The organism is Paenibacillus glufosinatiresistens, from assembly GCF_031470375.1.
Taxonomy (GTDB): domain Bacteria; phylum Bacillota; class Bacilli; order Paenibacillales; family Paenibacillaceae; genus Paenibacillus_AQ; species Paenibacillus_AQ glufosinatiresistens.
Window position 1 is genome coordinate 35086 of record NZ_JAVFHT010000018.1, and the last position, 22234, is coordinate 57319.

4 protein-coding genes are annotated in these 22234 nt (G+C 54.8%); all 4 read right to left on the bottom strand.

Annotated elements, in window-relative coordinates; all coding sequences use genetic code 11:
* Positions 1-83: 83 nt before the first annotated feature.
* The 4 genes from RBI05_RS16070 to fabD are packed head-to-tail and all read right to left on the bottom strand — an operon-like array spanning position 84 to position 22214.
* On the bottom strand, positions 84-11231 hold the full coding sequence (locus tag RBI05_RS16070) for a non-ribosomal peptide synthetase (RefSeq protein ID WP_310551831.1): 11148 nt from the start codon (positions 11229-11231) through the stop codon (positions 84-86).
* Positions 11232-11243: 12 nt separating this feature from the next.
* Complete coding sequence (locus RBI05_RS16075) at positions 11244-16106, bottom strand: SDR family NAD(P)-dependent oxidoreductase (protein WP_310551832.1); 4863 nt, start codon at positions 16104-16106, stop codon at positions 11244-11246.
* A gap of 37 nt (positions 16107-16143) precedes the next feature.
* Complete coding sequence (locus RBI05_RS16080; protein WP_310551833.1) at positions 16144-20928, bottom strand: SDR family NAD(P)-dependent oxidoreductase; 4785 nt, start codon at positions 20926-20928, stop codon at positions 16144-16146.
* A 14-nt stretch (positions 20929-20942) separates the two neighbouring features.
* Complete coding sequence (fabD, locus tag RBI05_RS16085) at positions 20943-22214, bottom strand: ACP S-malonyltransferase (RefSeq protein WP_310551834.1); 1272 nt, start codon at positions 22212-22214, stop codon at positions 20943-20945.
* Between the last annotated feature and the right edge of the window lie 20 nt (positions 22215-22234).

Sequence of the window (22234 nt, forward strand, 5' to 3'; positions counted from 1 at the left end):
TCCGGTCGTCCTCCTTGTACACAAGAGAGCTGCCCCCCCTCCAGTCGTATTCGAGGCGCAGGGGCAGCTGTCATTCCTGCGGGTTAGAGCGCTGCTACGGCTCTTTCTTTGTGGAACGCGTCCAGCAGACGGTACAGCTCCGTCAGAATAACGCCTTCTTCCTCTTGGCCGCGTGAGACTAGAGCGATCATGCTGTCCACAAGCCCGATATCTTTAATAACCAAATACCGAAGTGCAGACAGTCTGGCCAGATTGAAGGACTGTGTCAGCTTCTCGAACTGCTCGGCCATTGGCTTCAACTGCGGCAGTTCCGGATAGAGTCCGGCCAAATACTGGATTCTCTCGGACAGCCCTTTCTTATGCTCATAGAGCGTATGGAAGGCCCGGTAATCCGGCACCCCCTCCTGCTCCCGCACATGCTTCAGGTGATCCAGAATATAGGCGTAGGTATCCCTCCCGAACACATTGTCGCTGAGACAATACAAATATTCATCAATCTTGCGCTTTCTGGCCGTATTGACCGAATGAAGATAGTCGTGGAGCTGATCCAGCAGCTGGTCCAACCGGTAGGAGTGCGTATACGAATCATCTACGATGCACTTGATCTCCAGACCGTAATAGTCACCGCCGTTCTCGTCCAGCGTTCTGGATAGCCGTACCCCTTCCTCAAAGGCTGTGCGGAAACGGTCGTAATCCAGCTCGTAGGCCACAAATTCACGCTTGGCATTGAAGCCGATAACATGCACGAGCCGCTTCTCCCGGTCATAACCGTATACGAAGATATCATGGACAAAATGCTCCCTGCCTTGCTGAATCGTATAGAACTCGTCCAAATAGGTGTGAAAATACTGGTTCCGGTCGATTCGTCCTTCGATAAAACGAATGATATCCTGATCGGCAAGAAACTCTCTCTGGTAGTACTTATAATCGAAGAATCGCCGAGGTTCATTCCAGCCTCCGTAAAAATCGAGCCAAATTTCCTCGGAATCTTTGATCCGAAGCCGCTTGCTGGGGCTGTAATACAGCTGAACATAATTCTCATAGAACCAAGGGAGCATATTATCATACCCGAGCAGGATACAGAGCAGATAGGAGTTGTGCGTATAGCAAATGATTTTGTTCTGCAGGCGGATCCGCAGACGCTTCATCCCGCCGTTCTCTGCCGCCGGCAAAAGACGGTTATCGCTCGCGCCTTCCGCGCTCGCCATCTCTATGCCCGGCTGTTCCGGGTTCTCCATTGCCGGAAGCTCGCGATACGTAATGAACCGCCCCGGCTCCGCCGGCGATTCCGGGTTAACCGGAACGCTGGAAGCCAGGAATTCCGCCAGTCTGCGAATCGTTCGGTGTTGATAGACATCCGTCAGATCGGCATATAAATGCTCTCGGTGCATCTCCGCTTCCAGGCTGATTAACTGCAGTGAGTTGCCGCCCAGCGCAAAGAAATCGTCGTGAACGCTCAGCTTCTTCAGGTTCAGCAGCCTTTTCCAGATGGCAACCAGTTTCTCTTCCACCTGGTTCGAGGCCTCCTCGTACTCCGAGCCCGTGATTTGTTCCGCCTCCGGGGCCGGCAGGTCTCTTCTGGATATTTTCCCGTTGGACGTTAGCGGCATCCGCTCCAAACGGATGAAATAGGCGGGAATCATATATTCCATCAGGCTTCTGCCCAAGAACTCCCTGAATTCCTTGAGGGTAATCTCCCGTCCGCACACGACATAGGCACATAGATATTTATCGCCTGCGGAATCCGTTCGATCGGTGACCAGAGCTTCGGTCATGTCAGGATGCTTCAGCAGCTGCGCTTCAATTTCGCCAAGCTCGATCCGGTAGCCTCTAATCTTCACCTGGTGATCGATGCGCCCTAAATATTCAATATTGCCATCCGGCATCCACCTTGCTAAGTCACCGGTCCGGTACATCCGTTCTCCTTCACAGAAGGGGTCGGGGACGAACTTCTCTTCTGTCAGTTCCGGGCGATTGAGGTATCCTCTGGCAACGCCTGCGCCCGAAATGCACAATTCACCGCTTACTCCGACCGGAAGAAGCTGGTTATGGCTGTTCACAACATAGAGGCGGATATTGTCGATCGGTCGGCCGATCGGAACGAGGTCCTTCTGCGCCGGATCCGTGCAATCATAATAGGAGACATCGACTGTCGCTTCCGTCGGTCCGTACAGATTGTGAAGCTGTGTGCCGTTGGTCTGATGCAGAATGCGGTGAAACTGTTGAACCTGCCGCATATGGAGCGCCTCTCCGCTGGCAAAGATGCGGCGGACGCTTGCGAGCAAGCCGCCAAGTTCCCGGCCATGCACATATTCCAGGAAGAGCGTCAGCATCGACGGAACAAAATGCATCACGGTAACCTGATGCTTACTGACGGCTCCCACGATATCGGCCGGATTCTTCTCCCCTCCCGGATTCAGAAAGCACAGTTTGGCTCCGGCCAAGAACCACCAGAACAGCTCCCATACCGAGACATCAAAAGTATAGGGTGTCTTCTGCAGGATGACGTCATCCGCACTGATCGGATACTGCTTGTGCATCCATTCGATCCGGTTGATAACGGAATGATGCTCAATCATGACGCCCTTCGGATTTCCGGTTGAACCCGAGGTGTAGATCACATAAGCCAGATTCTCACGTTCCGCTCCTCCCGGGAGGTTCGTGCTGTCGCCGGTATAAAGGCCTCCGTCTTCCAGATCAATAAGGCTCAAGGATGACAGCTTCTGCAGACGCCGGACGTGGCGGGTCTGGGTCAGTATAATTGGAGTCTTGCTGTCCTCCAGCAAATAACACAACCGTTCATCCGGATTGTGCGGATCAATGGGCAGGTAGGCTCCGCCAGCCTTGAGAATCGCCATGATGCCAACCATCATCTCCACCGATCTCTCCACCAGCAGGCCTACCAGCTGGTCCTGACCGACGCCTTTATGCCGCAGCACACGGGCAAGCTGGTTCGCCCGAGCGTTCAGCTGCGCATAGGTAAGCCGCTGCTCTCCGGTTTCTACGGCCGGCTTATCGGCGAACTGTTCCGCCTGCTTCTCAAATAGCCGGTGAAGCGTCTGAATCGGACCCGACGCTGTAGGAGCGGGATTGAACGTTTGCAACAGGGTCCGCTTCTCATCGGCGGAAGCGAGCTCCACCTCCGCAACACGAACGGACGGGTTCCGAATCAGCTGCATAAGGACCTGTTCAAAATGCCCCTGAATCCTCGCAATCGCTTCATCCGTATACACATTCCCGTTATAACAGAATTTCACGGTTAATTCGGTACCCGGGAAGATCACCAGATTGAAGTCGTAATTCGTCTGCTCCCGAACGTGAACGTTGCCGAGTCTTAACGAGCCGGCTTCGCCTCCCACCTCCATCTCGTTGATCGGATAGTTCTCGAACACTAGCAGATGCTGAATCAAATCCTGCTTAAGCGTGTGGCCGGCCTGCACTTCGTAGAGCGGATAGTGATGATGTTCTACCGCCGACAGAGCAAGCTGCTGATGCCGGGCCACGCACTCGGCAAAAGTCTCCTCCGGCCGCGCTTGAACTCTAACCGGAATCGTATTGATGAATAACCCGATCATTTTCCCGATTTCGGCTACATCTGCCGTTCTGCCCGATACCACAGTCCCAAATACGCAGTCGTCCGTCTGGTTGTACTTCTGCAGGACGATCCCCCATGCCGTCTGAATCAAGGTGCTTAATGTCGAACGATTCCTTGAAGCGAATTGTGAGAGCCGGCTTGACTCCTCTTTACCTAACCGGAAGGTTCGCTCCTCCAACCGGTAATCTCCGCTTCCCGACCCGCCGGCCGTGTACGGAAGGAGCGTCGGCTGTTCGAATCCGGTTAAATACTCGTTCCAGAACCGGCCGGACTGTTCCGGGTGCTGATGTCCCAGCCACTCCAGGTATTTCCCATAGGAGGCCCCCTGCTCTGTCTCCAGAGTCTGTCCAGAGGACTGAGCCTCCAGAATGGAGAACACCTCCTGAAACAGAAGAGGCATGCACCAGCCATCCATAATAATGTGATGGAAACTCCACACCATATGAAGCAGCGAGTCTTCCTTCACAAAACCCGTCAGCCGCATTAACGGACCTGACTCCAGCGAGAATCCCCGTTCCCGGTCCTTTGCTTTGAATGCCTCGATCCGTCTCGTTCTCTCCTCCTCCGAACAAGCCCGGATATCCTGAATGTTCAGCTTCAGCTCTCTGGATTTCAGCACGACCTGGAGGAAATCCCCTCCCTTGCTGTTCATAAAGACTGTTCGAAGCGCGTCATGCCGGGAGATGAAGTGATTGACCGCAAGCTCCAGGAGAACCGGGTCGATCTGCCCGGACAAATCAAACGTCAGCTGTTCCACATAAACGGCGCTCCGGGGATTCAGACGGGAATGGAACAGAATGCCTTTCTGCATCGGAGTCAGCGGAAAGATATTTTCGATCTCTCCTAGATCGGCAGTCCGGCGGCTCACGTCCTCCAGCTCGCTCGCGGTCAGTCCCGTGAATAATAAATCGGCGCTGCTCCGCTTCGAAGGTTCTTGGCTCAGGCAGTGTTCCACAATTTCTCGAATCGCGTTCTCGTAATTCCGCGCCAGCTTCTCCACGGTGGAATCCTCGTACTGTTCACGGCTGTATCCGAACTCAAGCTGCAAGCTCCCCTGTGTGACCCTTGCATTAATATCAAGCACAGCGGTTCGTTGGGATTCGGGACTGGTCCAATTTCCGGTGGAATACGGCGATAATTGATAATCCCCGGACCCGTCATCGAACTGACCCAAGTAATTAAAAACGATGGGCGGCAGTTCCCGGCCCCGGTCTTCGCCGTTCGGACCGGCATCTTGCCCGGAGTACTTTAACAAGCCATACCCGATTCCGTGCTGCGGCACCTTGCGCAGCGTGCGTCTGGTCTCCAGGATATAATCCTGAAGCCCCCTGCCCTCTTCGACCCCGATTACTACGGGATACAAGGTCGTGAACCAGCCTACGGTGCGGCTGATATTGAGTCTTTCGCCGATCTCCTCTCTGCCGTGTCCCTCCAGGCAGACCCCGATCCGACTCATCCCGCCCCACCGGTGAAAGGCGAGACCAAGCGCACTGAGCAGGATATCGTTGATTTCTGTCCGGTAGACATGATGAATTTCCTTGAGCAGCTGACCGGTCATTATCTCATCGAGTACGCACTTTACTGTTCCGCCGGTCCGAACGGCGGCAGCGGCGGCCGGCTTGTCCAGAGGAACGGAATCCCAACCCGCTTGCTCGACGCTCTGCCAATACTCAGCCTGCGTCCGGACTTCTTCGTCCGCCGAATAGCGCCGAAGCGTTTCGGCCCACTTCTGAAAGGAATCGGTCTTCGGCGCCAAAATGATGGCCTTGCCCTCCGCGGCCTGCTCATAACCGTGTTCCAGGTCTTCCAAAAGGATCCGCCAGGAGACTCCGTCAACGACAAGATGATGGACCGACAGAAGCAAATGATCGCCTGAAGCTGTTTTGAATAATCCCGCTTGCAGCAGTGGCCCCTTGCCCAAATCGTTGCTTCGCTGAATCCGGTTGGCCTGCTCTTCAATCGCCGCCCGAATCCGGTCTGCGCCTGTGTCCGCCTCCACATCCGAAATGTCCATCGCCGTCCACCCGAATAACGTTTCTGTGATCTCCCGGTATCGGGCCTTCCAAGCTCCCTCGGATCGGAAGAACACAAGTCTCAGGGAATCATGATGCTCGGCAATCCGCTGCAGAACCTTCTTCAGCGCATGCTCATCAAACCCTTCTCTGCGGTAGAGCATAAACGACTGGTTCCAATGATGCTGCTCTTGAAACTGCTGTTCAAAGAACCAGTGCTGGATCGGTGTCAGCGTTACGTCTCCGGCGGCGGCGTCTTGATCTGCCAGTTGATCCAGCCGGGTAACGCGGAGCGCCAGCGCTTCAATGGTCGGATGGGCGAACAAATCGCCCGTATCCAGCTTGTAGCCCGCCTGATTCATACGGGCGACAACTTGAATGGCCTGAATGGAATCTCCGCCAAGCTCAAAGAAATGATCGCTGCGGCCCACATCCCCTACGCGCAGAATAGATTTCCAGACGGCAGCGAGCTGACGTTCGGCCTCATTTTGTAAAGGAAGCTCATTCTTGCCCGCCGTAGGTTGGACCACAGGTTCGGGCAACGCGCTGCGATCCAGCTTGCCGTTGGAGGTCAGCGGCAGTTTGTCCATGGGGACCCAATAGGCAGGAATCATATATTCCGGCAGCTTGCCGGAGACGAATTGGCGAAGCTCTCCCAATTCAAATGCCGGAGCGGTGACCAGGTACGCGCACAGATAAGGATGCCCGGCCTCCGTTCTTCTGTCCATCACATAAGCTTCTATGACAGCTTCGTACTCAAGAAGACAGGATTGGATTTCTTCGAGCTCGATCCGGTAACCCCGGATTTTCACCTGATGATCGATTCGGCCCAGATATTCGAGATTGCCCTCCGGTGTCCACCGGGCTAAATCCCCGGAAGCATAGAGCAATTCTTCGGGAATTCCCTCGACGGCAACGAACCGCCCGCTCGTCAGATCGGGTTGGTTCAAGTACCCTCTGGCCAATCCGGCCCCCGCCACGAACATTTCGCCGGGAACGCCAATCGGAACAGGCTTCCGGTTGCGGTCCAGCAAGTAGCAGCGCAGGGTAGGGATCGGTCTGCCGATATTGCTGATATTCTTGTCGATGTCCGCTTGCGTGATTTCCTTGTATGTAACGTGTACCGTGGTTTCCGTAATGCCGTACATGTTGATATACCGGACAGAGGGATAACTCTGCTTCCACTTTCTCAAATGAACAGGCGCCAGCGCTTCCCCGCCGAAGATAACATATCTCAGCTTCAAGGGCAGATTCTCGGAGCAAGCCCGTTCCGTCAACTGATAGAAAGCGGTAGGAGTCTGATTCAGCACCGTTACTTGCTGGTCGACTAACAATTTGAGAAATCGGTTCGGATCTCTTGCCGTCCCCTTAGGAACAATGACCAACTTCCCTCCGTTCAGCACGGCCCCGAAGATCTCCCATACCGAAAAATCAAAGCAATAGGAATGGAATAAAGTCCATGTATCGTCCGGATGGAAGTCATAAGCGGGCGTGTCGTTGAAGAGAAGGCGAACCAGATTGCGGTGCTCAATCATTACGCCCTTCGGCCGGCCCGTCGAACCTGAAGTATAGATGATATAAGCCAGATCCCCCGCTTGCGAGAGGTTGTCCAAGTTGCTCTCATCGAGTTCTTCGAGAGAAGCATCCTGCAGAAGAATCCGGTCTCCCGCAAAGAACGGAATGCCGGCTTTCTCATCGTCCGCAACCATCCATTGGGCCCGGCTGTCCTCCAGCAGATAGCGGATTCGGTCATCCGGATAATCGGGATCAATGGGCAGATAAGCGCCCCCCGCCTTCAGAACCCCCAGTATGGCAACAATCATCTCGATAGATGGGCGGACCATAAGGGCTACAATCTGATCCGGGGCCACGCCTCTCTCCCGCAGTCTCCGGGCCAAGCGGTTTGCTCTGCCGTTCAACTCCCCATAAGCAATTTGCTGTTCCCCGAAGACGACCGCGATTCTGCCGGGATCCTGCCCGGCCTGCTGCTCGAAGAGCCGCTGAATCGTTAAGCCGGCATCGTATCCTGCTGCCGAACCCGCGAATTCCTCCATCAATTGCTTCTCTTCCCCGCTGCTTAACAGCCTGATCTCGGACAGAACAGCATCCGGGTCAGCTGCGATGTGCTCCAGGATTTGGATATAATGTTCCGCCATTCTCTCGGCAGTCTCTCTGGCGAACAGTTGACTGCAGAACTCCAGTTCCAGCTTAATGTCGTCCGCCGCGCTTAATGTCTGAAGAACCAGGTCGAATTTGGCCGTGCGGGAGTCAACCGGACAAGGGATAAAACGCAGGTTCTCCGCTTCAAAGGCCGGGTTCTCCGCTTGCTGCTGAACAAACATAACATCAAATAAAGGGCTGCGGCTCAGCTCCCTTTTGAGGCCCAGGCGATCGACCAAGGCTTCAAACTGGTAGTCCTGGTGCTCAAACGCCTCGCATACGCTGGTCTTTACTTCCTCCAACAGCTGTCTGAAAGTCTTCCGGGCAGACGGATAGCTGCGAATGGCTACGGTATTGACAAACATCCCGATCAGATGCTCGGCATCCGGGTGCTGCCTTCCCGCCGTCGGAGAGCCGACGACGATATCTTCCTGCTCCGTGTACCGGTGAAGGAGGGTATAGAATGCAGTCAGCAAAACCGTGTATAAAGTCGTCTTCTCCGCAGCGGCCAGACGTTTCAGCCTCCCGGCCAGCTTGCCGTCCGTATGGAAGCGGACGCGATCCCCCTCGAAGGAAAAACGCTTAGGCCGGGAATAATCGAGCGGCAGATTCAATACGGGGAGCTCGCCGTCGAATTTGCTTAGCCAATAGGCCTCCTTCTCCTGCATCCCCGGCGAGGAGAGATAGCGGTTCTGCCATTCGCTAAAATCTTTGTACTGAGCTCGCAGCTCGGGCCAAGCCGACTTCCCTATATACCGGCCGGCAAACTCCCGGACGAGGATTTCCATAGAAGCTCCGTCGGATACGATATGGTGCATATCGAGAAGGAGCAAATGTTCCTCCTCACCCCATGGAGCCAGCGCCGCCCGAAACAACGGCGCCTGGGAGAGATCAAACGGTTGTACAAAGGCACGAATCATTTCATCCGGTTGCCCGTATCCGGGTTCGGCGTGAAGACGCTGAATGCGGAAATCGACTTCGTCATGAATACGCTGGATCGGCCTTTCATTCTCCAAATGGAAAGAGGTCCTCAGCGTTTCATGGCGCCGGATTACGTCCGAGAAGGCCCGCTCAAGCCGTTTCTCGTCGAGGCTGCCCCGCAATATAAAGGCCAGAGGAAGGTTGTACCTGGTGTTCCCCGGCTCCTGAAGCTCTTGCAGATATATTCGTTTTTGCGCCGAAGAGACCTCATACACCGCCTGGAACGGCGCCGGTTCAATCGGGGTATAGACTCGTCCGTCCGCCCGTCTGCTCTCCAGCAAAGAAGCGAACAAGCGAACCGTCGGATATTGAACAAGATCGGCGGCTGCAATTTCCGTCTCCAATCGGGTGCCGGCGATATTGGTAATCTTCATCGCCTGGATTGAATTCCCCCCCAGCTCATAGTAATTCGCATCGATGTTCAGCTCGCGGTAGCCGAGCACTTGTCCCCATACGGCGGCGGCAAGATGTTGGGTCTCCGTAAAGGCCTCATCCGGCTCCCCGTACAACCGGACGGGCTCCGGCATGCCGATGTCCGGGGTGAGCTCCAATGACGGCCTTGCTGCGGCAGCTTCCGCATTCCCCCGCTGCGGAGCCTGCAGCCAATAGGACACGGACTCATACGGATAGCCGGGAAGACTTACCTTTCTTCTGCTCTCTCCCTGATAGAGGGCCTCCCAGTCAATACCGGCTCCCGACTCGTAGAGGGTCCCGAGCCGTGCCAGCCTATCGGAGTCGCTCTTCCCGCCTTTCACATACTCTGCAATCAGCTTGTCCGCTTCTTGGCCCATACGGTACTGCGCCGCCTTGTCGGCTTGCCGGGTATGGCTTTCGGCACAGTTTCCGGCTCGCAGCAGCTCCCGCAGACCGTTCGTCAATTCGCCGATATTGCGAACCAGCAGAGCGGCCCGGCATTCATTGTGCTTTCTGCCCGTATTTACCGTATAGCAGATATCTCCGATCGGGGTGTCCTGTCCATCGGCCAGCCATTCCAGATAAGTATCGGCCAGTTTCATCAGGAGCGAGCCCTTCTGGGCGGACATCGTAAATAAGTGCGGTTCATCCGCCTGCTGAACCGTCTCCAACCCGGGGGCCTCTTCCAGAACGACATGACAGTTGGTCCCGCTAAAACCGAAGGCGCTGACGCCTGCTCTCCGCGGAATTGCTCCTACGTCCCACGGAATCAGATTGTCGTTCAAATACAGGGGGGACTCGCAGAAATGAATAAACGGATTCGGTTCATCAAAATGAATCGACGGCGGAAGCTGCCGGTGCTGCATCGCCATAATAACCTTCATGACGGAACTGATGCCGGAAGCCCCTACATTATGTCCGATATTCGGTTTAACGGAGCCCACTCCGCAGAACTGCCGCTTATCCGTATATCGGGCAAAAGCATTGGAGAGTCCTTTGATCTCAATGGAATCGCCCAATAAGGTGCCTGCCGCAAAAGTCTCTACATAATTCAGCGTTTCCGGATTGATGCCGGCATCCTCCCACGCTTTGACGATGACCTCCTCCTGAGCCTCTGCGCTCGGGGCGGTAATCCCGTTCGTCGCCCCGTTGTTGTTGATTGCGCTTCCCTTGACGACAGCGTATATATGGTCCCCGTCGGCCAGCGCTTGTTCAAGAGGCTTAAGCAAGAGGGCGTTGACCCCCTCTCCCCATAGGATTCCCTCCGCCCTCTTATCAAAGGCCCGGATAACCGAACCGCTTCCTCCCGCTTCGACATCGTCCAGATTCGAATTCATCGGAGTCAGGAACAGGTTGATTCCTCCGGCAACGGCCATGGAGCATTCCTTGTTCTGCAACGCCTTGCATGCCAGATGAACCGAGACGAGTCCCGACGAACAGGCCGTATCCACGACCATGCTCGGCCCTTTCAGATCCAACAGATAAGAGACCCGGCTGGCCAGAATGCTCGTCCATGACCCGACCAGATCATTGAAGTCATGGCGCGGAATGAAGTTCAGATAGGCGGCTTTTACCTTGTTCGTATGATCGGTTCCAACAAATATGCCCGTATCGGAGCCGTGCAGCTTGTTCCCTCCGTAACCGGCATCCTCGAAAGTGTGATACACCGTCTCGAGAAACAATCTCTGATAAGGGTCCATCCGTTCAGCTTCGCGTGGTGCGATACGAAAGAAAGCCGCATCGAACTGATCGATTCGCTCCAGAAATCCGGCTTCGAAATAGGGCGAGCCTGCCTCTTCTCCCCGCGGGGGGAGGAAAGGTTCTATTTGGTTCTTCCTCTTCTCGGGGAAGGCCCCTACACTGTCCAATCCCGCCCGCAAATTACTCCAGAATTGCTCGGGGGAATCGGCATCCGGGTACCGGCAGGCCATCCCGATCACCGCGATTTCCCCGCCCTTGGCATTCAGACCCTGTAAATCCTTCAGCAAGCGAAAAGCTGCCTGTTTGTCGATCCCGCCGTCTTTTACTCTGCCGAGAATGTATTCTTTAAGATTTGATAGGGTACTCACGGTCACCAATCCTCACCCATTCAGATTTTTAAGAACTCCCTGAACTGAAATGCTCCCCTTCTCCAAACCATCCAGCATATCCAGAAGTTCATCGTCGGACAGATTCTCGTCCTTTTGCATTTTCCTGCCCGCCTCGCTGGATTGTCCCGTTCTTCTCTCCATGAACCCTGCAAGCTGAATGACCGTTGGATAGGTGAAGATATCGGATATATCCACAATGCCCGGGAAGGACCGCTCAATGGCCTTCAACAATTGTGTCGCAAGAATCGAATCTCCTCCAAGCGCATGGAAGGTCTCGTATACATCCACTTCGCTCAGCCCCAGAACCTGGCCGTACAACAGACCCACTTGCTGTTCCAGCAGGCTGTATTCCTCAGCGTCCTTGCCAACGAGGTGAATTTCGGCAAAATCGAGCATCCGCTGTTCTTCAACCTCACGAGCCTCTGCCCCCTTCGCGATTCGGTCTATGCTGGAGCGGATCTCGGAAGAGACGGCCAACGCTAGGCTGCTCAAGCTTGCCTGAAGCACGGGAAGGTTCAGTTCGGCCGGGATAACGGCCGGCAAAGCGGAAGTTCTCAACAGCTTATCCAACCGATCGGCTCCGGTCTCCGGAGAGATGGAGACGAAGCAGGTATAATCGTCGGTCACCTGATAGTCTGCGGCCATTCCAACTTCTCTCCAAGCCGGCCAAAGGATGGACTGGGCTTTACGTCCCCGCCGTCTCATCGCATACGCATACGCATTCAGAAAGGCGTTCGCCGCCGTGTAATCTCCCTGTCCGACCCCGCCCGTAACGGAAGTAATGGACGAATACAGCACGAAGAAATCCGGATCATCCTGCTCACAAGCTTGGTCCAGGTAGACGGTTCCATGTATTTTAGGTTTGATGACATTGCGGAATACGTCCATGTCTTTGCGCAGAATAAAGCCATCCCCGGCAACGCCCGCCGTATGTATAACCCCGTTGATCCGGCCGTATTTGCTCCGCAACTCCGCCACCGTCCGGAACAAAGCGCCGCAATCCGAGACATCAGCCTGGCACAACTCAACCGTCGATCCTGTCTGTTCGATATGTTGCAGCATCGCAATTTTGGCGCGCGCCGGGTCGTCTCCCGGCTTATCCAGAACAGCCTGCCATTGACTCCGTTCAGGCAATGGACTTCTGGCCAACAAGGCAATATGGGCTGTTCCTTTGCCCGCCAGGTATTGGGCAGCCTGCAGGCCGAGCCCGCCCGTTCCGCCTGTAATGAGGTATACGCCGCTGTTCCGGATTTCCAGATCCGCCAGTCCGTCCGGGTCTGCCGGGCAATCGCGCAGCTCTTCCCGGTATCTCTTGCCGTTCCGGCACGCGATCTCATAAGGAGCTTCGCTCCGGCACAGTTCGCGGAACAACCCTTCCGCCGTAGTCGCCTGGTCGAAATCAATGCATCTGCAGGACAGGTTGGAATACTCCTGATTGAGGGTTGTTCCCAATCCGAACATCGCCTTGGCGGTGGGATGAAGACCGTCTTCATTGCCGGTAACCGGGTTGACGTGCCGGGCAAGAAGGGCGATCTCAACCCGTCCCTTCCATTTATGCTTCAACATCCCCTTGGTTATATGGAACAGGCTGTATAATTCCCTTCCCAGCCATTCGTCGGGGTCCTCGATCTCCGTTCCGCTTTCTTTTCCGTCCAGACTGAACGCATGAACGACCAGACTTACCGGCGTATCTGCCAGTTCCTTCATCAGCCTGTCGAATTCCTCGGCATCGAAGGGGACCCGGTAATGGCTATCGCTTACCTTCTCATACCGCAATCCCGGTTCCACTTCAATTAGTTGCTGACGGCGGCTTCTGAACTGCTCCGCAAGCTCTTCGCATACCGGCTGATTTCCCTTAAGCAGGACGACAGCGCCGGTCCGGCCGGTCCGTTCGATCGAAGGGGACGAATCCTCGGTCCATTCCATGCAGTACATAGAATGCGATTCGGCAGTCGGCTCTTTGAACACAAGCTGGGATTCTTTCGCCTTTTTAATGGTGTAATCCGAAATTTCAGCAAATACCTTTCCGCTTGTATCCATCAGGGAGATGTCAAAGGTGATGGTTTCCAGACTTCCGGCCTCGTTGCCTTTTCGGCGAATGCTGCTGTAGAACTCGGCGGGCATTCTGCCGTAGAGGGAGAGCCGCTTATAATTCAGAGGAAGATACGTTCCCTCTCCGATGCTCTGACTGGTCATGTTGGCCGCATTGTCCATCAGCCCGGGATGCAGTCCATACTCCTTCAGATCGCCGTGGAGAGAGTCCTCCAGCTTCAGAGCGACAAGAACCTCGTTGCCGCTCTCGTAAATGGCCTGTACATTATCCCATCTTGGTCCGAACGTAAATACGTTGTCGGAAGAATTCAACGTCCCGGGGTCTTTCATCCGGTTGGCTTCGGTGGCGATTTGCTCCAGTCCGCTCCGGGTACGCGTTTGAGACCGGATAGACGCGATCTTCCCTTCCGCATGGATCAACCAGCGGGCCTCGCCGGAAGCGGGAACAGCGTCCGTCGTTTTGCTGGCAATAGTAAATGCTAAGTATCCCTTCTCTTTGCTCACAATCGTATGGACTTCTGCGGTCTCTTCCACTTGGACCATAAGCGGCGTCAAATAGATGACGTCCCGAAGCTCCAGAGCCGACTGCGGGTAATGAATTTCGCCTACAGCCCGGGCCATTTCGAGATAAGTCGTTCCCGGAATTACGCATTTGCCCTTGATTCTATGGTCGGACAACACCCACTGCGTATCCGTTGTAAACAGCGTCTGGTATACGCTTTGATTCATGGTGTTCACCAGCTGCGTATGAATGAGCGGATGCAGCCTCCCGGCCGGAGCGGCGGACAGACTCACCTTGGACAATTTCGGCTCGGCCCAGTAGCGGATCCGTTCGAACGGATACACGGGAACACTGATTCTGCGGCAGCTAAGGTCCGCATACAGCTTGTCCCAATCCACATCCGCTCCCGACACATACAGGCGGCCAATCTCACTCAGCGCCCGCTCTTTGATCGCATCTTTCAGCTGGATGAAGCCTTCCAGGTGCGCGGCTGCCTGCTTGGTGAGCTTGTTCTTCTCCCCCTCGGTGATTTCATGGGCCAGTTTGTTCTTCTTCATTTCCGGAACGATCTTATGCGCACCGTACAGAACGCCTATTTTGCTGACCCTCTCCAGTCCGTCGGCTACAAGTTCCTGGAGCATCTGTTCCAATTCCTCACGATCCTTGAACATCAGCACGATCCGGTAAGCATAATGTCCTCTGCCGGTATTCGCCGTATAGCAGAGAGCGCCTAGATCCAGCTCCGGTTCCGTCCGTGCAAAATCGAGATAACGCTGCAGGAAATCCTCCAGGACATTCCGGCTTTTGGCGGAGATCGTGAGGCAGTGGGTTAGCCCGCACTCCTCGGACTCCGGCTCCCGCTTAGCCGCAGGGGCCTCTTCCAGAACCAGATGGCAGTTGGTGCCGCTGAATCCGAAGGAGCTTACGCCGGCTCTTCTCGGCGTGCCGTCGCTCTCCCAGTCTTTCAGTCTGTCGCTGACATAGACCGGCGTCTCCGCAAAGTTAATAAACGGATTGGGCTCGTCAAAATGGATGGTCGGCGGCATTTGCCGATGTTTCATCGCCAAAACTACCTTCATAAGCGAAGCCACGCCGGAAGCCGCGACTAAATGTCCAACATTCGTCTTCACGGACCCGATCCCGCAAAATTGCCGTTTATTCGTATATTTACTGAAGGCATTGGTTAACCCTTTAATCTCGATCGGGTCTCCCAATGTGGTTCCGGTTCCGTGTGCTTCCACGTAGCTGATGGTCTCCGGGTCGATATCCGCCCGCTGCCAGGCCCGAACGATAACGTCCTCCTGAGCCGCAGCACTGGGCGCGGTTATACCGTTGGAAGCTCCATCATTGTTAATGGCGCTCCCCTTAATCACGGCATGAATCTGATCGCCATCCTTCAGCGCTTTCTTGAGCGGCTTCAGCAACACGGCCCCTACGCCTTCGCCCCACAAGGTCCCCTTGGAATCTTTATCAAAAGTCCGAACCAGCCCCTCTGTAGACTCTACCGAGCTCAGATCCATCGGCCCCTTGACATTCTTCACATAAAAAAACGATTGGGCAATTCCTCCGGCGATCGCCATATCGCACTCTCGGTTCAAGATTGACTGGCAGGCCGTATGTATGCTCACCAAACCAGAGGAACAAGCCGTGTCAATGACCATGCTCGGACCCTGCAGATTAAAAATATAAGCGATCCGGCTTGCCAGAATCCCTTCCCAGGTGCCGGTGAGATGCATCGGATCGGGAGCCGTAATATATTTATACAGCGCAGTACTGGTGTTGTCTTTACCGACAAACACGCCGGTTCGCGTCCCTACGATTCTCCTGCCTCCGTAACCGGCGTCTTCGATGGCTGCCCAGGCGGTCTCTAGAAAGAGGCGCTGCAGGGGGTCCATAAATTTGGCTTCACGGGGCGGTATGCCAAAGAAGGCGGCGTCAAACTTGTCCACCTCATCCAGATACCCTCCTTTTGCAAACAGGTCGTCCGGATGCTCCAGTTTCGGAGGTTCGTCGCCCAAAATGAATTCAAAGTAAGAAGGATTGCCGATAATATGCTCAATATCGCGTTTTCGCTCATCGGACAAATCGCCGATGCAATTCTCCCCCTCCTTGATATGCTCCCAGAATTCTCCGAGGTTCTTTGCTTTCGGGAACTGACCGGACATCCCGATAATAGCGATGCTGTCCTCCTCCGCTTTTCGCGGCGTTCCCTGGATTTCCTTCAACAGAGCTTCGGCGTCCGCGCTTGGAATCCGCTGCTCGGCAACTTGCTTTAATATGTAGCTTTTTAATTTGGACACAGCCTGTTCCCCGCTTTCTCTCGTGTGCATGGTTATTTCAGAAATTCAATTGATTCATGTACTCGTCGGCCTCTGCCTCGGTTATTTCCCCCTTGGAGAGTCTGTCCAGAATCTCTGCCAGTGTGCCGGCGGCAGCGGGTTGGGTAGCCTTCTTTCCATCCACCAGTTGGGCCAGCTCCGCAATCGTCGGGTAGGTGAAGATGTCCGAAATATCAATCGCACCGGAGAACCGCGCATTCAGCTCCTTCAGCAGCTTGGTAGCCATGATGGAATCGCCGCCCAGGTTGTAGAAGCTGTCGTACAAATCCATCTCGTATACGCCTAGTACACGGGACCACGCTTCGGCTATTCCGCGTTCCGTCTCATTGATATCCCTGGCATCCCTGCCGTGGAGGATGATGGCGGTTTGAGCCGGACCCGATCCGGAAGAACCGGGATTTGTGCCGGAAGCCGGCTTTCTCATTCGGGTCAGTCTTTTGCTTAGCCGTTCGGATATCCGCAGATCCTGACTTAGGGATTCAAGCGGGTTGTCATTCAGCTCCGCGGCGGCCAGACGGTCCAACCCGGAGTCCAAGGCTTTGTCAAAGGCAGACACCCCCAAGCTTGTACCGATTCCTCGAAAAGCCCCCTGATCGGTATCGACCTCGTGATCGGCTGCCATTCCGACTTCCTTCCACGGCCCCCAGTTGATGCTGAGGGCCTTCCTGCCCCGCTTCCTCAGATTGGCCGCCAACGTATCCAGATAGGCATTTGCTGCGGTATAGTCCGCTTGACCGGGCGTCGCCACCAAAGAAGAAATGGATGAGAACATGACAAAGAAGTCCAGATCATCGTCGACAGTGGCCTGATACAGGTTCCAGGCGCCCTGCACCTTCGTATCATGCACGCTCCGGAAGGCATGCTCTTCTTTTCTGAAGAGAAATCCGTCCCCTGCAACGCCGGCCGCATGAATCACTCCGCGTATCGGTCCCAGCGTATGCCGGATTTCCTTTATAGCCGCTTGAACGGCTTCCTCGTCGTTAACATCCGCCTGAATGCAGGTAACCGAAGCGCCATATTGCCGGATTTCCAGAAGCGAAGCAATTTTGGGGCACAGCCTGCGGTCTCTGTTTGCCTGAAGGAGGGTCTCCCACTCCGAAGGTTCAGGCAAAAAGGATCGGTGAATGAGCGCCAATTGAACATTCGCTTGCCGGGCCATATGCTTGCCGATCTCAAGCCCGAGTCCGCCCGTGCCTCCGGTAATTACGTAGACCCCTTCGGAATGATAGCGAAGCGGTTCACCTTCTCCTTCGGGAAGCGGTGCCTCCCTTAATTCTTCCGCATAGCGGCATCCGCTCCGGTAGGCAGCCTCGCGCTCTCTTTGCCGGGGCGCCAGCTCCGCCAGAATCAACTCCGGCGAGGTATCCAGCTCGATATCGAGGCAACGGCAATTCAAGTGGGAATGCTCCTGCTGGAGAACTTTACCTGCAGCAAAGAGGCTTTTACCCGCAGGATTCAGCACCGCTTCTTCGCCCGTAACGTTATTGACGTGATTTGAAATCAGGAACAAATCCAGCTCCCCGGGCCATTTGTTATGAATGAGGGAACGGGCGATATAGAACAGGCTGAACGGACCGGCCTGCTGTTTTTTCTCCAGGTCCTGTGCAGTTTCCGCCCAAGGAAGCTTATCCAAGGTCAGACAATGGAGGATAGCCTGCAGTCCCCGGGTCTTCAACCGGGCCATCAGCTGCTCATAACTCTCCCGGCTGCCGTCAATCAAGTACTGGTTCCGGGAAATCTCCCGATTCTCCTGGCCGATGCTGACTTCAACAATCTCTGCGCCTTCAGCTTGAAGTCTGGAGGACAGTTGCCGTCCTAAACCGTTATGATCCAGAAATACGAGATATCCGGTCTGAACAGGGACAGACACTGTCCGGTCCAACTGGGCCGGCACCCATCCCGTGCGATAATACATAGAAGGCTCCCTCAAAGACGATGACGTCCACCCCTTCGGATGAACCTTTTTCACCGTATAATCCTGAACCGTCATAAAGGGGGCACCGGACTCGTCCGCCAGTACGATATCAAATACCATCGTCTCCGAATGGGCCGACGGTTTGTCCTTTCTCACCAAATAACTGTGAAACCGTTGCGGCGCGTTGCCGCGAATAAGCGTGGCTCCGTACCGGTAGGGCAAATAGAGGTCATCGCTCTGCCAGGCATTCGCTCCGTTGACAGCGCAATCGATCAAAGCCGGATGCAGATGGTAGGCCTTCATATCCCCCTCGAATTCAGAGGGAAGTTCAATATTCAGCTTATGCGCTTGTCCGTCTGACCGTAGCTCCCGGACATTCTTCCATCTTCCTCCCACCGCGATTTCGCCGGTTGCTCCCGATGCCTGATCTTTGGGGGCTATAAGAGACCACCGTTGCGCATCCGCTCTCGCCATAATCTCTGCCTTGTCAGCCTGCGACCAAGGTTCAAGCTCGATTACCCCTTCAGCATGAACGGTCCATTCCTCATCAGCACGGCTGGAGATTATAACCTCGATATGCCGCTCCGTCGTCTTCCATAAGGTGTGAACTTCTCTGCTTTCGTTCTCTCCCAGAATGAGCGGTGACACAAAGGTGAGATTGGCGAGATACAAGGGGCGTTCACCAAACCTGTAAGACCAGATTTCTTTTACCATCTCCAGATAGGCCGTGCCGGGAAGCACGTAGTTCCCCTTGATTTTGTGATCGCGGACCACCCAATGCGCGCTGACATGAATGGTTGTTGAATAAATATCCATTCCGTTTGATTCTGCCAGACAATGATCCAGCAGCGGATACGCATCCAGCAGCGCGGATTTGGAGAGAGGGGCGGGGACTGCTGGCCGGGAAGCTCTTACCCAGCAGGATTCTCGCTTGAAGGGATACACCGGCAGCGGAATCTTATGATACCTGCCATGAAGGTATAAGCTTTCCCAGTCCACCTCTGCCCCTTGCACGTAGGCTTCGCATAATTCAAGCAGCATGCCCGGCCCGGCAGCGGAGTCAGCTGCCAGCGTCCCAACTGCACGGCTGGCTTTGGCGCTAAGCTCTTCGGCTTGGCTGCTGGTAATTTCGCCGGAGGCCGCCTCCGTCTTTTGCGCCGGAATCACTTTGTGTTCACCATAGAACAAGCCGGCTTCCGGTTGACTTACCAGACCGTGTTCACGGATCAGCTCAAGCCTGCTGCACAGCTCGCTCCAATCGCGGGACATAACGGCCAGTCGGCAGCGATAGTGGCCTCTGCCCGTATTCGCCGAATACACAAAATCCGAATAATCCTCCGTATCCGATCTCTCCCGGGCGAACTCTATGTACCTCTCCATCCATTCCCGGAGCGATTCCCGGGATTTCGCGGAAAACGTAACGACCGGCGGCACAGGCCGTCTATCTGTCATCCTCTCTTCTCTTGCAGGAGCTTCTTCCAGAACGATATGGCAGTTGGTCCCGCTCAAGCCGAAGGAACTGACGCCGCATCTCCGCGCCCCTTCCCTGCTGTCCCAATCGAGCAATTGATCCGCAACAAAGACCGGAGAGTCCACGAACGAAATATTTCGATTCGGTTGGTTGAAGCGCAAAGTCGGGGGGATCTGCCGATGCTTAAGCGCAAGAACGGCTTTAAGCAAGCCGGCCATACCGGCGGCATTGTCGAGATGCCCGATATTCGTTTTGACCGATCCCACCGCGCAAAATTGTTTCTTGTCCGTAAAATGGGCAAAGGCTCGTTCAATACCGTGAATCTCGATCGGGTCGCCCAGTTTCGTTCCGGTCCCGTGCGCTTCAATATAACTGACCGATTCCGGATCAATCCCGGCATCTTTCCAGGCTTCCATAATTAATTGTTCCTGAGCCGAAGAATTCGGCGCAGTAATGCCCATTGAGCGGCCGTCCTGGTTCATTGCGCTTCCTTTGATAACGGCGTAGATGTGATCCTTGTCTTCCAGCGCCTTGGTCAAAGGCTTTAATACAATCACCGCCGCACCTTCTCCCAGTCCCGTTCCGTCCGAGGTATCGTCAAAGGTTTTGGCCTTTCCGTCATGGGCCTCGACATTGTTCACAATATGAAGTCCTATTCCCTGGGCGTTGGTTCTTTTTATAGGGAGCAGATGCAGCTTCACGCCTCCAGCCAGAGCCATGTCGCACTCCCCGCTGCGGAGGGCCCGGCAAGCCAGATGTACCGCCACCAGTGCAGAGGAACAGGCCGTATCCACGACACAACTGGGTCCCTTCAAATCCAGGAGATAGGAAATCCGGCTCGGAATAATGGATTTCAGATTGCCTATGGCCGAAATTTCCATAGCGTCCCGGTCCAGAACCTGAATGAAGGATTTATAATCCTCGCCAAAGTCGTTATTATGACCTGCATACACCCCGGTTTGGCTGCCTGAGCATTTGTCCCCCCCGTAGCCCGCATCCTCGAGAGCGGCCCAGGCAGCTTGAAGAAATAACCTTTGATTCGGATCCATTAACCCGGCTTCCTTGGGAGAGATACCGAACAATTCATAATCAAAGCTGGAGATATCCTTCAGGTAGCCGCCGGCGTGATACTCCAAATCTTCCAGCATCCGCTCACTTAGTCCCTGGCCCTGTAAATATTCGCTTAGGTACGCTTGGCGCTCCATGGGGAAATCGGTTATCCCGTCCCGGCCCTCCCGCAGCATTTCCCAAAATTCCTGGATACTCCCCGCCGAGGCAAATTGCCCGTGAATTCCGATAATGGCGATATCCTTGAGAGAATGGTCTACGGTATTGATATGCGTCTTAATCCGTCCGCCGGACAGCTCGAACTTTTGCAAATCCAATAATGGCTTCAATCGGTTTCGCCTCCTTACAACGCCTCAACAGGCGCAAGGAAAGGTTCCACTGCCGCCCTCGTCCCTGTTTGATCCATCAACTGCTGAAAACGGCCGTTTTGCTCGGCGGAGGGAACCCCCTTGGTGGCAAACACTGATCGCAGCATGTCGATTCCCGCCTTCATATCGTCTGCCGTAAGCTCCCTTGCACCGGATTCGATCTGCTCCTGCAGCCATTTGATCCGATTGTACGGCTCCACAACGCCCTTCTGGTACTCTTCCTGATTCCAATTCCGGTTCTGGGTACTTACGGCAATGGCAAGGCATTTCCCCAGAAAAGACGGTTTACCGGCTTGTACCGCCTTTTCCTGCGAAGCAAGATACTTCTCCAGAATGGACCAGTCCGTTTTTAAGTCGAGAGAGAGAGCAGTGACCTGAGGAGAATGCTTCAGCATCATTTTCTTCAGCACCTGCTTGGGTCCAAGCTCCAGCGCCAGTCCGACCCTCTCATGATCCAGGTACTCCATAGTTCGGGTCCACTGGACAGCATGGGTCATCTGCATGGCCAATTGATCCGCTATATTCTCCGTACCCGCATAAGGCTGCGCAGTTACATTGGAGATAACCGGATACCCGGTCGGCTGAAATGCAAAGGTACGGAGCAATGGTTCAAACGAGGACGCGGCATTCTCCATCAGCGGACTGTGAAAAGCGGCGCTGACCTCCAGGGGAATCAGAGCAGCATCATAGGCCTGTAAAATTTGGCATGCTTCGGATACGGCGTCCGTATGGCCGGATATGACCGTCTGCTGCTTCTCGTTGTAATTCGATACCACTACGATATGATCCGGTCTTGATATCGACGCGCATACCTGCTCGGCTAATTCCCCGCTTATCCGGGTTACCGCGACCATTCTTCCGGCTCCATGCATCGCAGCCTCCTGCATCAGCAGACCGCGCTGCCTGACCAATCGCAGGGCATCTGCAAAACTCACCGCTCCGGCACATACCAGCGCGGAGAACTCTCCCAGACTATGACCCGCCCCGAAGTCCGGCTTCAAATTAAAGACCTGCATGCATACCCGGTAAGCCGCCACGCTCGCCGTCAGAATGGCCGGCTGGGTATTCTCCGTCTTCGTCAGTTCGGCCAAATCGCCTTCAAAGCATAGCTGGCCCAAATGGAATCCAAGAACATCTTGGGCTTCTTCGAAGGTCTCTCTTGCAACAGCGTATTGATCATGCAGGGATTTTCCCATCCCCACATACTGGGACCCTTGTCCCGGGAACAATAAAGCGGTTTTTTGCATTTTGATCGATCCTCTCTGTA